The following is a 13,712-nucleotide window of genomic DNA, read 5'->3' as shown; positions in this document are numbered from 1 at the left end:
AGCTCTGCAATGCATAGTAGTTCTAGGTATTACGCCCACGCAAGCAGAACGAGCGGCCCGGACCACCGTCAGCGGGGCGGCATCTCCCGCCGGGACGGGAACGGGGTGCCCGGCTGACCGAGCGTGGAACGGGCGCGCAGCCCCACCGGATCCGGGGCGACGACCGGCGGCGCGGCGGCCGGCTCCGGGGCCCGTCGGGCGTCGAGGTACGCGGCGGCCGCCCGGTCGTCGTCGGTCGGCGCGGCGAGCAGGGCGTAGAGCAGGCCGACCACCCCGAAGATCACCGCCAGCACGATCGGCACCAGGAGCGTGCCCATCCCGGTGCCGGTGAGGTCACCCTGACCCTCGTGCTGGTGCACCGAGAGGGCGCTCATGCCGGTGAAGTGCATGCCGTTCACGGCGACCCCCATCACCAGGGCGGAGGCGAAGATCGCCAGCGGCCGGCGGACGGTCATCGCGAGCCACAGCGCGACGGTGGCCGCGACGATCGCGATCGCCACCGACAGCCCGACCCGGGTCGTGTCGTAACCGAGGCTCCCGTTCAGGCGCATCGCCGCCATCCCGGTGTAGTGCATGGCGGCCACACCGACACCGGTGAAGATGCCGCCGGCGATCAGCCGTACCGGGTTCAACCGGCCGGTGCCCACGATGGCCAGGCCGATGCCGACCGCCACGACGGCGATGGCCGTGCTGGCCGCGGTGAGCGGCACGTCGTACCGGATCCGGGTGCCGGCGACGGCGAAGCCGAGCATGGCCATGAAGTGCATCGCCCAGATGGCGGTGCCGCCGAGGGCCCAGGCGGCCAGCAGCCCCCACCACGCGCGCTGGCCGGCGGTGCCGGCGGTACGGATACGCCCGGCGCAGATGAGGCCGAGGACCGAACCGAGCACGGACAGCGCGTAGCTCAGCGTGGGCGTGATCCACCCGTACTCAAAGTGATTGATCTCCGCCACGGCGGTCTTCACCCCATTCGTTACCGACGCGTAAAGGAAGCGCTCGGGCAATGATCAGGGGTGCTCCGAACAGGCGCAACAGCACCCCTCGGGCTATCCGGGGGGTGCTGTCCCGGTGACGGTCCGATACGTCGCTTCGCCAACGGCGGTGACCGAAAGTGATTATCAGGCGGAGGTGTGGTACGCCAGCACGCCCCGGTTGATGGCCGCGATCGCCTGCCGGGCGGTGGAGCGCAGGTCCGGTGCCGCGCCGCCGGAGTCGGCCAGCTGGCCGAGCAGGTCGACCACCTGGCGCGCCCAGCGGACGAAGTCACCGGCCGGCATCTCACCGTCGATCTCGTGACCACTGGCGAGCACCTTGGCCAGGGCGTCGCCACGGGCCCACCGGTAGACCGGCCACGCGAAGCCGAGATCCGGCTCCCGGGTCGCGGTCAACCCGCGCGCCGCCTCGTCGGCCTCGATCTCGCCCCACAGCTTCAGCGTCTCGTCGACCGCGTCGGCCACCGGCCCGCGTGGCAGCGACGCCCGCTCGTCGACGTCGCGGCGCGCCTCGAAGACCACCACGGACACGGCGGCGGCCAACTCGGCCGGGGACAGCCCGTCCCACACCCCCCGGCGCAGGCACTCGGCGACCAGCAGGTCCGCCTCCGTCCAGATCCGGCCGAGCATCCGACCGGCGTCGGTGACCGCGCCGTCGCCGCTGAGGTAGCCGCGGTCGGTCAGCAGCGCCACGATCCGGTCGAAGGTCCGCGCGAGGGACCCCGTACGGCCGGACACCCGCTCGCGCAGCTCCTCGGTGTCGCGCTCCAACCGCCGGCGCCGCTCGGCCCAGCGGGCGTGCTCCTCCCGCTCCGGACAGGCGTGGCAGGGGTGGTTGCGCAGCTCGGTACGGAGCTGGGAGAGCCGGTGGTCGTCGCCGGCCGCCTGCCGGGAACGGCCACCCCGCCGGCCGCCGTGCCGGTCCAGGCCGGTGCCGCTGACCTCGGCGGCGAGGTCGCGCCGGGCGCCCGGCGAGCGGTGGTTGAAGTGCTTGGGCACCCGGATGCGGGCCAGCACCTCGGCCGGGGTGGTGAAGTCGCCCGGGCTGACCCGCCCGGCCCAACGGTCCTGGGTGAGCACCAGCGGGCGGGGCTCGCCGAAACCGCCGGTCGCCGGGTCCAGTACCACGGCCAGTCCGGCCCGCCGGCCCGCCGGCACCCGGATCACGTCGCCGACCCGCAGCCGCTCCAGCGACGCCACGGCGGCGGCCTTCCGCTGGGTCTGCCCCTGCCGGGCGATGGCCTTCTCCCGGTCGGCGATCGCCACCCGCAGGGCGAAGTACTCGTCGAAGTCGCCGTGGTGGCAGGCGGCCTCCGCGCCGTACGCCTCGATGGTCTCGGTGTTGCGCTGCACCTGCCGGGCCAGGCCGACCACCGACCGGTCCGCCTGGAACTGGGCGAACGACGACTCCAGCAGGGCCCGCGCCGGCTCCGCGCCGACCGTGCCGACGAGGTTCACCGCCATGTTGTACGAGGGCCGGAAGCTGGAGCGCAGCGGATAGGTGCGGGTGGAGGCGAGCCCGGCCACGTGCCGCGGGTCGGTCTCCGGGGACCACACCACCACGGCGTGCCCCTCGACGTCGATGCCGCGTCGACCGGCCCGCCCGGTGAGCTGCGTGTATTCCCCCGGGGTCAGGTCGACGTGGGCTTCGCCGTTGTATTTGACCAGTCGTTCCAGGACCACGCAGCGGGCCGGCATGTTGATGCCCAGCGCGAGGGTCTCCGTGGCGAAGACCGCCTTGACCAGGCCGCGGACGAACAGCTCCTCGACGATCTCCTTGAACACCGGGAGCATGCCGGCGTGGTGGGCGGCCAGGCCGCGCTCCAACCCGTCCAGCCACTCCCAGTAGCCCAGCACCGTCAGGTCCTCGCCCGGAATGGCGGTGACCCGGGACTCGACCACCCGACGGATCTCAGCCCGCTCCTCGGGCGAGGTGAGCCGCAGCCCGGCGGCGAGGCACTGCTGCACCGCGGCGGCGCAGCCGGCCCGGCTGAAGATGAACAGGATCGCCGGGAGCAGACCCTCGCGGTCCAACCGGTCGACGATGTCCGGACGCATCGGGCCGCGCCAGCGTGGGCCGCGCCGGCCGGAGCCGGGCCCGGCGCTGCGGCCCTCGCCCAGCTCCAGGCGGCGCATGGTGTCGCGCGTGTAGCGCAGCAGCTCCGGGTGCACGTCGTGTTTGCGGGCGGCGTCGGCGTCGTGGAACAGGTCGAACATCCGCTTGCCGACCAGCATGTGCTGCCACAGCGGCACCGGCCGGTGCTCGCTGACCACCACCGCGGTCTCGCCGCGCACGGTGACCAGCCAGTCGGCGAACTCCTCGGCGTTGGAGACGGTCGCCGACAACGAGACCAGGGTGACCGAGGCGGGCAGGTGGATGATCACCTCTTCCCACACCCCGCCACGGAACCGGTCGGCGAGGTAGTGCACCTCGTCCATCACCACGTAGGCCAGCCCCTGCAGGGTGCTGGAGCCCGCGTAGAGCATGTTGCGCAGCACCTCGGTGGTCATCACCACCACCGGCGCGTCGCCGTTGATGGCGTTGTCGCCGGTGAGCAGGCCGACCTGCTCGGCGCCGTACCGCGCGACCAGGTCGTGGTACTTCTGGTTGGACAGCGCCTTGATCGGCGTGGTGTAGAAGCACTTGCGCCGGGTCGGCGGCACCCCCGGGTCGTCGGCCGCCGCCGCGTCGCCGGGCCGCCCGCGCAACGCCAGGTGTACGGCGAACTCCCCGACCACGGTCTTGCCGGCGCCGGTGGGGGCGCAGACCAGCACCCCGCTGCCCCGCTCCAGCGACTGGCACGCCTCGCGCTGGAAGTCGTCGAGATCGAACCCCAGATCAAGGGCGAACTCGTCCAGCGCCGGGAACTGTGAGGCCTGCGCGGCCCGGCGGCGCGCCGCGACGTACCGCTCGGCGGGGCTCGACATGTCACCAAGATTAGTGCGTGCCGGGACACCGCACCCGACAAGGCCGTGCGGCGGGGCCGTCGGCGGCGGTCGGTAGGGTGCACGGCGTGCCGGACCATGCCGAACCGCCCCAGACTCGTCCGCCGGGCAGCGCCGATGACGCCGCCGCCTCCCGGGCGTCCCGACGGCCCGTCAAGGCGGTGCTCTTCGACTTCCACGGCACCCTGGCCCAGGTGGAGGAGCCGCGGCAGTGGGTGCTGGAGGCCGCGGCGACGTGCGGGGTCACCCTGGATCGCGTCAAGGCCACCTCGCTGGCCGACCGGCTGCTGACCGCCGGGCGGGCCGGCGGGCCACTGCCGGCCCGGGTGCCGCCCCGGCTGGCCGAGCTGTGGGCCGACCGGGACCTCTACCCGCACGCCCACCGCGGCGCCTACACCGGGCTGGCCGAGACCGTCGACGCGGGCATCGAGGGCTTCGCCGACGCCCTCTACGAGCGGCTGCTGACCGCCGAGGGCTGGCTGCCGTACCCGGACACCGCCCCCACCCTGACCGCGCTGCGCGACGCCGGGGTAAAGGTGGCGGTGGTCAGCAACATCGGCTTCGACCTGCGGCCGCACTTCGACGCCTGGGGGCTGACCGACCTCGTCGACGCGTTCGTGCTCTCCTACGAGGTCGGGCGGTGCAAACCCGACCCGGCGATCTTCTGGCGCGCCTGCGGGATGCTCGGCGTCGACCCCGAGCAGACGCTGATGGTCGGTGACACCCCGGCGGACGCGGGCGCGGTGGCCGCCGGCTGTTCGGTGCTGGTCCTGCCGGCCGCCGACCCGGGCCGGGAGAACGGGCTGGGCGCCGTCCTGGACCTGGCGCTGCCGGCCTGAGCGGCGCCGCCGGACCTGTCAGTCCGGGATGTGGATCACCGGTAGATCGCCGTCGCCGTACCGGTCCTCGCCGGTCAGGATCGAGGCGTCGTGTTCGAGGCAGGCGAGCACGGTGGTGGCCAGATCGGCGCGGCCCGTCAGCGTGCGCCAGTAGCTGAGCTCGTGCCAGGAGTGACCCTCGGTGGAGAGCACCGTGCAGGCGTCCAGGGTCAGCAGCCGGTGCAGGGTCGCCCGGTCCTTCGGGTCACTGACGATCGCCAGGGCCTCCGCCGCCGTCACGGCGGTGACACCGAACCGGTTGCGGTCCTGGATGACCTCGTGCAGCGGCTCCCCGACGTGCACCGACCCCGCCAGGTAGGCCAGCAGTGCCGACCGGTCCAGCACGAGCCGGACCGGCCGGTCGTCCGCAAGGCTCACGCGGCTGGCTGCTCGACAGTGCCGGCGGCGGCGTCCAGCACGTGCTGGCGCGCCCGCTCCCGCAGGGCGTTCCGGCGCTCCGGCGACCACTCGGCTTCCACGGCGGCACGGCGGGCGCGCGCCTCGGCCACGCCCTGCTCAGTGATCTGGATGCCCTGATGGGCCAGCTCCGCATCGAGGGCGTCCAGGCGCATGCGGTCCCGGACGGCCTGGGTGATGTAGGCGCTCGCGTTCGACTCCTGCTCCAGGCGCTCAGCCACGTCGGGTGGTACGGAGATCGACAGTTTCCGCATCGCGCTGGTCATACCACGCACGGTACGCCGGTAGCACCGCGTTGGCGACCGTCAACGGCCGTGTCGGCGCGCCGGTCATTGGTGGACACCGCCGGAGGGCGGCCGAAGCAGACCGCCTAGCGTCATGGCCGTGACGGAAACCCTGCTGCCCGCGTCGAGTCCAGCCGGCGCGCCACCGGCCCGGCGCGGTGGCGTCGCCGCCGTGGGGCTGGTGCTCGGCGGCGCGCTGTCGGTGCAGTTCGGCTCCGCCGTGGCCGCCCTGCTCTTCCCGCGGACCGGGGTGGCCGGCGCGGTCACCCTGCGACTGACGATCTCGGCCGTCCTGCTGCTCCTCGTGTGCCGGCCCCGACTGCGCGGGTACGACCGGTCGGCCTGGGCGGCGGCCGGCGCGTTCGGGCTGGCGCTGGCCGGCATGAACTCGCTGTTCTACCAGGCCATCGAGCGGATCCCGCTGGGCCCGGCGGTGACCCTGGAGGTGCTCGGCCCGCTGGCGCTGTCGGTGTTCACCGCCCGCCGGCTGGCCAGCTGGTGCTGGGCGGGGCTGGCGCTGGCCGGCGTGGCGCTGCTCGGGCAGGGCGGCTTCGACCGGCTGAACCCGGCCGGCGTGGCCTTCGCGTTCGGCGCGGGCGCCATGTGGGCCGCGTACATCGTGCTCAGCGCCCGGGTCGGCGGCCGGTTCCCGGGCGCGGACGGGCTGGCCCTGGCACTCACCCTCGCCGCCGTGATCACCCTGCCCCTGGGCATCATCGACGGGGGTTCGGTGCTGCTCGACCCGCCCGTGCTGGCGCTCGGCACGGCCCTCGCGGTGCTCGCCTCCGGGCTGCCGTACACCCTGGAACTGCTGGCGCTGCGCCGGATGCCCACCGCCACCTTCGCGGTGCTGATGAGCCTCGGCCCGGCCATCGCCACGCTCGCCGGTTGGCTGGTGCTGCGGCAGGCGCTGACGCTGCTGGAGTGCGCCGCCATCGTGCTGGTCATCGCGGCCAGCATCGGGGCGGTGCGGGTCAGCGCAGCAGCCGCAGCGCGCCCGGAACCACGCTGACCGTCACCGGCAGGTCCAGCGAGCGCTCACCGTCGGCGTACGTGGTGATGCCCTCGGCGCTCAGCTCCACCGTCCGCGCCCGGTAGCTGCGCACCAGGGGATGGTCGACGTGGGTGCCCTGGTAGATGCGCGGCTTGATGCGGATCAGGGTGCGCCGGTCGATCCGGCCACCCACCACCACGTCCAGCAGCCCGTCGGTCGGGTCGGCGTCGGGGCAGATGCGCATTCCGCCCCCGTAGCTCGGGCAGTTGCCCACCGCCACCAGCACCGCGTCCAGTTCGTGCGGCACCCCGTCCAGTCGCAGCGTGTACCGCCGGGGCCGCAACCGGGCCAGCTCGACGAGGATCGCCACGTCGTACCGGCGGGGGCCGCGCGGCCAGCGCATCCGGTTGGCCCGCTCGTTGACGATCGCGTCGAACCCGGCCGCGAGGACCGCCCCGTACCAGCGCTCGGCGCCGTCGGCGCCGGTCATCCGGGCCAGGTCGACCAGGCGGGTCCGGCCGGCGCGCAACGCCTCGGCGATCACCGCGACCGCCGCCACCGGATCGGCCGGGAAGCCGGTGTCCACGGCGAAGTCGTTGCCGGTGCCCGCCGGCACGGCCCCGAACGGCACGGCGGTGCCCGCGACGGCCTGCATCGCCCGGTGCACGGTGCCGTCCCCGCCCATCGCGACCAGCGCGCCGGCGCCGTCGGCGACCGCGGCGCGGCACGCCGCCTCCGCCTCGGCGGGACTCGCCGCCGACAGCAGCCGGACCGGTCGCCCGGCGGCGGCCAGGCCCTCCAGCAGCCGGGGCAGCAGCGAACGGTGCCGTCCCCGGCCGGCCGTCGGGTTGGCGAGCACGGCGACAGGGCCCCCGGCGAGCGAGTGATCGTCTGCGGTCACGGGCAGCACCGTAACCGGTGCGACGCCCGCCGTACATCGGCCGGGACGACCCTCACCGGCGGTCCCGGTCAGGCCGCTCTCCGTAAGAAGGTTGGGGTGGTTCCCTGGATCCCGCGCGAGCCCGCCACGACACGAGTTTCGCCGATCCCGAGCCCACCCCACAACGCGGCGACGCCGCCCCCGGTAGGCGGGGACGGCGTCGGCGGACCGGGCGACGCGGGGCCGTCAGGTCATGTCGTCGTAGCGGCGTTCGATCGGAGCGGGCGCGGCGATCGGGTCCGGTGCGCCGACCGGTGCGGTCGCGTCGACCCGCTGCCCCGCCTCGACCGGCTCCGGGTCGTGCTCCAGCGGCGACACCTCGTCGTCGTCGAGGCCGGCGTAGGCCTCCTTGCCGCGCCCACGCCGCTTGTCGTTGAGGAACGCGATGCCCACCGCGCCGAAGTAGAGCGCGGAGAGGCAGATCGCCAGGGCGGTCATCCCGAACGGGTCCGGGGTGGGTGTGACCACGGCGGAGAACGCGAAGAACACGAAGATCGCCACGCGCCACCAGCTGAGCAGCCGCTTCGCGCTGGCCAGGCCGACGAAGTTGAGCATCAGCACGATCAGCGGGAACTCGAACGCCACCCCGAACAGCAGGATCAGGTTGGTGACGAACGAGATGTACCGGGTGACTTCCAGGGTGGTCGAGATGTCATCGCCGGACACGTTCATCAGGAACTCGAGGCCCTTGGCGGTGACGAAGTACGCCAGCACCGCTCCGGCGGCGAAGAGCGGCGCCGCCATGGCCGTGAACGCGTAGGCGTAGCGCCGCTCGTGCCGGTGCAGCCCGGGCGCGATGAACGCCCAGAGCTGGTAGAGCCAGATCGGCGCTGCGATGATCAGGCCCACCCACAGGCCGATCTTCAGGTTCAGCAGGAAGAGGTCCGCCGGGCCTAGCTGGACGAACAGGCACTTGCCGGAGGTCGGGTCGACCGACCCCGGCAGGTCGCAGTACGGCTGCGACAACAACAACCGGACCCGCTCGGCCAGCCAGATGCCGACGCCAAAGCCGATCATGATCGCCAGTGACGCGCGGAACAGCCGATTGCGCAGCTCGCGAACGTGCTCGATGAGCGTCATCGAGCCGTCGGACGCACGCTCGAAGGTGCTCGGGCCGCGTTTACGCAGTGCGAAGGCCACGGTGCTCGGGCCTCCCGGTCAGTTGTCGCGGACGCGGTGCACCGGGTCGGCGACCGGCTGCTGCGGCGGCGCCTGCTGGTACGGCGCCTGCTGCGGCTGCCCGACCTGCGGCGGCAGCGGCTGGTAGCCGGCCTGCGCGTCGGCCTTCTCGGCGAGGTCGCGGTCGTCGTCCTGCAGGCTCTTGGTCTCGGCCTTGATGATCCGCAGCGAACGACCCAGCGAGCGGGCCGCGTCGGGAAGCCGCTTCGCACCGAAGAGCAGGATCAGCACAACCACGAGAACCGCGATGTGCCACGGCTTGAGGGCACCCATGAGAAGCTCCAGTCGCTCTGTGTGTCCGGGGGCGGTACGCAGCCCATCGTACGTGTGGATCGGCCGGTTGCCACCTGCCGGGGGCAGTCGTCGCGGCCCGGCCGGTGAAGTCTTGACCAACCGCGATGATCAGTCAACCATCGCGCAGCGGTCACGTCCGCGGCGGAGCGCCCCGGCCCGGGGCGGCATGGCGACGCGGGTCGATCAGCCGCGCCTGGCCTTGATCAGGGCGAGTCGCTGCTGGGCGGTGTCGAGCTGGCGCTGAACACCCTCGGCGCGCTGCTGCAACGCCTCGGCGGTGTCCCGCAGCGCCTCCGCCTCGACGGCCCGACGTTGCAGCGCCACCGCGGCGCGGCGCAGCTGGGGCAGCCGCGCCAGCACCGGCCGCACGGCCAGCGTGAGCGCCACGAGCGGGAGCAGCACCACCGCGAGCACGATCCATGTCAGCACGGCGGTCAGCCTACTGCGTGCGGCCGGCCACCGCCGGGTCGCCCGACGGCGCGTCGGGCGTCGTCGGGTCGGCCTCGGGCCGCCGGGGCGCGGCGGTGGGAGCGGGCACGGCGTACGCGTCCAGCGCGGCGGCCGCCGTCGCCCGGACCTGCTCGGCCAGCTCGACCGGGGCGACCACGGTGACGTCCGGGCCGAGGCCGAGCACGAACCGGCGGGCCCAACCCAGGTCGGTCACCCGCAGCGAGACCAGCCACTGGTCGCCGTCGCCGGCCTCCACCCGCTCACACGGGTAGTACTCGGTGATCCACCGCTCGCCCCGGCCGACCCGCAGGGTGATCAGCGGCAGGTCGGGTGAGGGGCGGAAGACGCCCTCGGTCAGGTCGTGCGGGACGGCCTGCGGCGGAACGGTGGCCGGCTCGGCCAGCTCGGTGATCGCGTCGATGCGGTCGGCGCGGAACAGGCGGACCGCCTCGGCGCGGCGACACCACGCCTCCACGTACGCCTGGCCGCCCACCATGAGCATCCGCAGCGGGTCGATGACCCGGTCGGTGGTCTCGTCGCGGGTGGCCGTGTAGTAGGTGATCCGCAGCGCCCGGCCGCCCTCCACGGCGGCGCGCAGCGCCTCCACCCGGCGGTTGTCCCCGGGCAGTCGCACCGCCACCGGCGCGCCCACCAGATCCCCGGCGGCGTCCTCGATCTTTGCGAGGGCCCGCTCGACGGCCTCCCGGTTGGCCACCCCGGGTGTCTCGGCGAGCATCCGCAGCGCCACCACGAGCGCGAGGGCCTCGTCGGGGGTGAGCCGCAGCGGTCGGTCGATGCCGGCGTCGTAGGTGATGGTCACCCGATCGCCGTCGAAGGCCATGTCGATCAGGTCGCCGGGGCCGTAACCGGGCAGCCCGCACACCCAGAGCAGCTCCAGGTCCTCGCGCAGCTGCCGCTCGGTGACGCCCAGGTCACCGGCCGCCTCGGCGATCTCGATGCCCGGCCGGGCCAGCAGGTAGGGCACCAGGTTGAGCAGCCGGGCCAGGCGGTCGGCGGAGGCCCGGGAGCCGCCCCGGGCGGCCGGCCGGGTCATCGGGCACCCCCGGTCACGGCCAGCTCGTCGTGTCGCGCCGCGATCTCCTTGAGCCGCTGGATGACCGCCTCGCGGACCTCGGGCGGATCGAGCACGCGCACCTCGGGGCCGTACCGGACGAGTTGGCCGGCGAGCCCGTCCGGGTCGGCGTACGGCAGGACCAGCCGGTCGCCGTCCGGACCGGCGGTCACCTCGACCGCCCAGCGGCGCAGCCCGGCGGCCCGGCCCGGCGCGGCCAGGACGGTGGCCCGACCGGTGCGCTCCACCGGCCCGGACCAGCGGGCCACGTGGCTGATCAGGTCGACCCCGGCCGGCGGCTGGTACCCGCCGGGCGCGCCGGTCACCCGGACCGCGCCGACCACCCGGGACAGCCGGAAGCAGCGGGTCGCCGCGCGGTCCAGGTCGTGGCCGACCACATACCACCGGCCACGCCAGCAGACCACGCCCCACGGCTGGAGCCGCCGGCGGCTGGGCGCGTCCCGGTCGGGCACCCGGTAGTCGAACCCGACCTCGCGGCGATCGCGGGCGGCGGCGGTCAGCGGCGCGAACGCCGGATCGACGGTGACCATCGGCTCCAGGCCCAGGGTGGCCTGCGGGTCCACGTCCACGCCGGCGGCGCGCAGCTTGGCCAGCCCGGACGACGCGGCGGCGGCGAGGCCGGCGTGCTGCCACAGCCGCGCGGCGATGCCCACGGCGGCGGCCTCGTCCGGTTCGAGAGGGATGTCGGGCAGCGCGTATTCCCGGTGGGCGATCCGGTAGCCGGGTTCGGCGTCGAAGACGCTGGCCGTCCCCGTCTCCAGGGGCACGCCCAGCTCGCGCAGCTCGGCCTTGTCCCGCTCGAACTTGCGCTGGAAGGCTTCGTGGTCACGCGCGTCGTCCGGATCGTGCTCGTAACCGGGCACGGTCGCGGCGATCTGCGCGGCGGTCAGGAACCGTCGCGTGGACAGCAGGCAGATCACCAGGTTGACCAGGCGTTCGGTGCGGGTCCGCGACACGGGTAGACGCTAGCAGCCGACGCGCCCGAGACGTGCACCCGCGCGGGCGTGCCGCACATCTGTTCGGATCGGAGGTGCCGGGGACCGCTAGCCCGGCGCGCCGCCGCCACCGGTCATAGGGTGTTCCTCATGTCGGAAGCGGGGGCCAGGCCGGAGAGCGAGAGCGTCGGCACCGTGGTCGTCGCCGGGGCCGCGAACCTCGCCATCGCGGTGGCCAAGCTGATCGCCGGGCTAGTTTCCGGCTCGGCCGCGATGCTCTCCGAGGCGGCGCACTCGGTCGCCGACACCACCACCGAGGTGCTGCTCTTCCAGGCGCTGCGCCGGGGCGCCCGGCCGGCGGACACCCGGCACCCCTTCGGGTACGGCAAGGAGAGCTACGTCTGGGCGTTCTTCGCCGCCATGTTCACCTTCGTCGCCGGCGCCGGTTTCGCCGTCACCCACGGCGTGACCACCATCCTGGTGCACCAGCACAGCGGTGACTACCTGATCTCGTACATCGTGCTCGGTGTGTCCTTCGTCATCGAGTCGATCTCGCTGGCCCGGGCCGTGCGGCAGGTCCGCCGCGAGTCCCGCCGTTGGGACACCACGCCCCGGCGGTTCCTGCGGCTGACCGCCGACACCACCGTCAAGGCCGTCTTCCTGGAGGACAGCGCGGCCCTGATCGGGCTGCTGCTGGCCGCGCTCGGGGTCGGCCTGTCCCAGGCCACCGGCGACGAGGTGTGGGACGGCATCGCGTCGATCCTCATCGGGCTGCTGCTCCTGACCGTCGCCGGGATCCTGGCCAGCAACAACCTGTCGCTGCTGGTCGGCCGGGCGGTCCCGGAGCGGCTGCGCCACGAGATCGAGCAGGACCTGGCCGCGCTGCCCGAGGTGGAACGGATCGACACCCTGCTGACCATGCAACTCGGGCCGGACGACATCCTGGTCGCCGCGAAGGTCGACTTCCGCGACGAGGCCACCGGCGCGGCCATCGAAGCCACCGCCGACGAGGCCGAACGGCGGCTCACCGGGCGGTTCCCGGAGATCCGCTACGTCTTCCTCGACCCCACCCGATCGCTGCCCGGCGCCGGCGGCAGGACCCGTGACACCCAGGCCGTACCGAACCCGGACTCCGGCGGCGAACCCGAGCGGAGCTGAGCCACCCGCCGGACCACCCGGGCGCGGGGCGCCGGACCCGCGCGGCTAGCGTGCCCGTCATGGTGCGATGGCGGGCGGGGACGGTGGCGGCGCTGCGACGGCAGTGGACCGGGGCGGTGGAGCTGGACGTCGACCTGCCCGACGGCACCCGCATGCGGGCGCTGGCCTACCCGGAGCTGGTCGGCACGCCCGAGCCCGGCGACCGCGTGCTGCTCAACGCCGGCGCGCTGCTGATGGGGCTGGGCACCGGCGGGTACGCCCTGGTGGTGGCTCTGCCGGACCGGCTGCCGCCGGACCCGCCGGACGCCGGCGACACCCGCGACGCGGGGCACCTCGTCAAGGCCCGCTACACCCCCCTGCAACCGATCCTGCTCGGCGTCGACGAGGAGGCGTCACCGCACCGCGACGTGCTGGCCGACGCCGACGACCTGGGCGGGCTGCCGGTCGTCACCGCCGACCTGCACTCGGCCCTGCCGGCGATCCTGGCCGGCATCCGCGCCGACGCCCCGCACGCCCGGGTGGCGTACCTGCTCACCGACGGCGGGGCTCTGCCGGCCTGGTTCTCCCGCACCCTCGCCGGGTTGCGCGCCGAGCTGGCCGGCACGATCACCGTCGGGCAGTCGTTCGGCGGCGACCTGGAGGCCACCACCCTGCACGGCGGCCTGCTCGCCGCCCGGCACGTGCTGCGCGCCGACGTGGCCGTGGTCGCGCAGGGCCCCGGCAACCTCGGCACCGGCACCCGGTGGGGCTTCTCCGGAGTCGCCGTCGGCGAGGCGGTCAACGCGATCGCCACGCTGGGCGGTCAACCGGTCGGGTCGCTGCGGATCTCCGCCGCCGATCCCCGCCCCCGACACCGGGGCGTGTCGCACCACAGCCTCACCGCGTACGGACGGGTGGCGCTCGCCCCGGCGGAGCTGGTGGTGCCCGACGACCTGGACCCGGCGTTGGCCGCCGAGGTGGACGCGGCGCTGGCCCCGCTGGCGTCCCGGCACCGCATCGTCCGGGTGCCCACCGCCGGTCTCGACGCCGCGCTGCGGGCCAGCGTCGTGCCACTGTCCACGATGGGACGGGGCCTCGACGCGGACCACGCCTACTTCCTCGCGGCAGCGGCAGCAGGCCGCCACGCCACAACCCTCCTGACCTGACCACCCC

General features: G+C 74.1%; 14 protein-coding genes. 4 read left to right on the top strand and 10 right to left on the bottom strand.

What is annotated here, in order from left to right; genetic code table 11:
• Positions 1-68: 68 nt before the first annotated feature.
• Both EAD89_RS06455 and EAD89_RS06450 read right to left on the bottom strand, forming a co-directional pair.
• On the bottom strand, positions 69-953 hold the full coding sequence (locus tag EAD89_RS06455; RefSeq protein ID WP_121652947.1) for an MHYT domain-containing protein: 885 nt from the start codon (positions 951-953) through the stop codon (positions 69-71).
• A 165-nt stretch (positions 954-1,118) separates the two neighbouring features.
• Entirely contained in the window at positions 1,119-3,920 is a 2,802-nt protein-coding gene (locus EAD89_RS06450) for an RNA helicase (RefSeq protein WP_121675076.1), read from the bottom strand.
• Between the two features lie 86 nt (positions 3,921-4,006).
• On the opposite strand from EAD89_RS06450, the gene EAD89_RS06445 reads away from it, so the two are divergent.
• Positions 4,007-4,777: an HAD family hydrolase gene (locus EAD89_RS06445; RefSeq protein WP_121652948.1), complete on the top strand. Its 771-nt coding sequence runs from the start codon at positions 4,007-4,009 to the stop codon at positions 4,775-4,777.
• Between the two features lie 18 nt (positions 4,778-4,795).
• On the opposite strand, the gene EAD89_RS06440 is transcribed toward EAD89_RS06445, so the two are convergent.
• Both EAD89_RS06440 and EAD89_RS06435 read right to left on the bottom strand, forming a co-directional pair.
• Positions 4,796-5,194: a hypothetical protein gene (locus EAD89_RS06440; protein WP_121652936.1), complete on the bottom strand. Its 399-nt coding sequence runs from the start codon at positions 5,192-5,194 to the stop codon at positions 4,796-4,798.
• Positions 5,191-5,499 (bottom strand): hypothetical protein, encoded by a 309-nt coding sequence (locus tag EAD89_RS06435; protein WP_121652937.1) that lies wholly within the window; start codon positions 5,497-5,499, stop codon positions 5,191-5,193. Before EAD89_RS06435 ends, EAD89_RS06440 begins: the two co-directional genes overlap by 4 nt.
• A 112-nt stretch (positions 5,500-5,611) precedes the next feature.
• Between EAD89_RS06435 and EAD89_RS06430 the strand changes: the two genes are divergently transcribed.
• The gene (locus EAD89_RS06430) at positions 5,612-6,529 is read left to right on the top strand and encodes a DMT family transporter (protein ID WP_121675075.1); all 918 of its coding nucleotides are present in this window, start codon (positions 5,612-5,614) and stop codon (positions 6,527-6,529) included.
• Here EAD89_RS06430 and EAD89_RS06425 read toward each other — a convergent pair.
• The 6 genes from EAD89_RS06425 to EAD89_RS06400 form a co-directional block, all read right to left on the bottom strand.
• The gene (locus tag EAD89_RS06425; protein WP_121675074.1) at positions 6,492-7,421 is read right to left on the bottom strand and encodes a diacylglycerol kinase family protein; all 930 of its coding nucleotides are present in this window, start codon (positions 7,419-7,421) and stop codon (positions 6,492-6,494) included. The two genes, EAD89_RS06430 and EAD89_RS06425, sit on opposite strands and share 38 nt — an antisense overlap.
• Before the next feature lie 216 nt (positions 7,422-7,637).
• Complete coding sequence (gene tatC, locus EAD89_RS06420; RefSeq protein WP_121652940.1) at positions 7,638-8,591, bottom strand: twin-arginine translocase subunit TatC; 954 nt, start codon at positions 8,589-8,591, stop codon at positions 7,638-7,640.
• Between the two features lie 18 nt (positions 8,592-8,609).
• Entirely contained in the window at positions 8,610-8,903 is a 294-nt protein-coding gene (gene tatA / locus EAD89_RS06415) for a Sec-independent protein translocase subunit TatA (RefSeq protein ID WP_089021067.1), read from the bottom strand.
• A 204-nt stretch (positions 8,904-9,107) separates the two neighbouring features.
• Positions 9,108-9,353 (bottom strand): hypothetical protein, encoded by a 246-nt coding sequence (locus EAD89_RS06410; protein ID WP_121675073.1) that lies wholly within the window; start codon positions 9,351-9,353, stop codon positions 9,108-9,110.
• 10 nt (positions 9,354-9,363) lie between these two features.
• The gene (locus EAD89_RS06405; protein ID WP_121675072.1) at positions 9,364-10,428 is read right to left on the bottom strand and encodes a YafY family protein; all 1,065 of its coding nucleotides are present in this window, start codon (positions 10,426-10,428) and stop codon (positions 9,364-9,366) included.
• Positions 10,425-11,423: a YafY family protein gene (locus tag EAD89_RS06400; protein WP_121652943.1), complete on the bottom strand. Its 999-nt coding sequence runs from the start codon at positions 11,421-11,423 to the stop codon at positions 10,425-10,427. The genes EAD89_RS06405 and EAD89_RS06400 overlap by 4 nt, the downstream gene beginning before the upstream one ends.
• Before the next feature lie 129 nt (positions 11,424-11,552).
• Between EAD89_RS06400 and EAD89_RS06395 the strand changes: the two genes are divergently transcribed.
• Together EAD89_RS06395 and EAD89_RS06390 are read left to right on the top strand one after the other, a co-directional pair.
• Positions 11,553-12,560 carry a cation diffusion facilitator family transporter gene (locus EAD89_RS06395; RefSeq protein WP_121675134.1) on the top strand — a complete coding sequence of 336 codons (1,008 nt, stop codon included), beginning with the start codon at positions 11,553-11,555 and terminating at the stop codon, positions 12,558-12,560.
• Positions 12,561-12,619: 59 nt separating this feature from the next.
• Positions 12,620-13,705 (top strand): DUF3866 family protein, encoded by a 1,086-nt coding sequence (locus EAD89_RS06390; protein ID WP_121675071.1) that lies wholly within the window; start codon positions 12,620-12,622, stop codon positions 13,703-13,705.
• The last annotated feature ends 7 nt before the right edge of the window (positions 13,706-13,712 follow it).

It is taken from the genome of Micromonospora sp. BL4, assembly GCF_003667505.1.
Lineage (GTDB): Bacteria > Actinomycetota > Actinomycetes > Mycobacteriales > Micromonosporaceae > Micromonospora.
This window is presented reverse-complemented; position numbering and strand designations above follow the sequence as displayed.

Bases quoted from the DNA above. Each gene is read 5' to 3' on its own strand.
- EAD89_RS06390 (WP_121675071.1), top strand. From the start codon at position 12,620: ATGGTGCGATGGCGGGCGGGGACGGTGGCGGCGCTGCGACGGCAGTGG.
- EAD89_RS06435 (WP_121652937.1), bottom strand. From the start codon at position 5,499: ATGACCAGCGCGATGCGGAAACTGTCGATCTCCGTACCACCCGACGTG.
- EAD89_RS06430 (WP_121675075.1), top strand. From the start codon at position 5,612: ATGGCCGTGACGGAAACCCTGCTGCCCGCGTCGAGTCCAGCCGGCGCG.
- EAD89_RS06405 (WP_121675072.1), bottom strand. From the start codon at position 10,428: ATGACCCGGCCGGCCGCCCGGGGCGGCTCCCGGGCCTCCGCCGACCGC.
- tatA (WP_089021067.1), bottom strand. From the start codon at position 8,903: ATGGGTGCCCTCAAGCCGTGGCACATCGCGGTTCTCGTGGTTGTGCTG.
- EAD89_RS06395 (WP_121675134.1), top strand. From the start codon at position 11,553: ATGTCGGAAGCGGGGGCCAGGCCGGAGAGCGAGAGCGTCGGCACCGTG.
- EAD89_RS06450 (WP_121675076.1), bottom strand. From the start codon at position 3,920: ATGTCGAGCCCCGCCGAGCGGTACGTCGCGGCGCGCCGCCGGGCCGCG.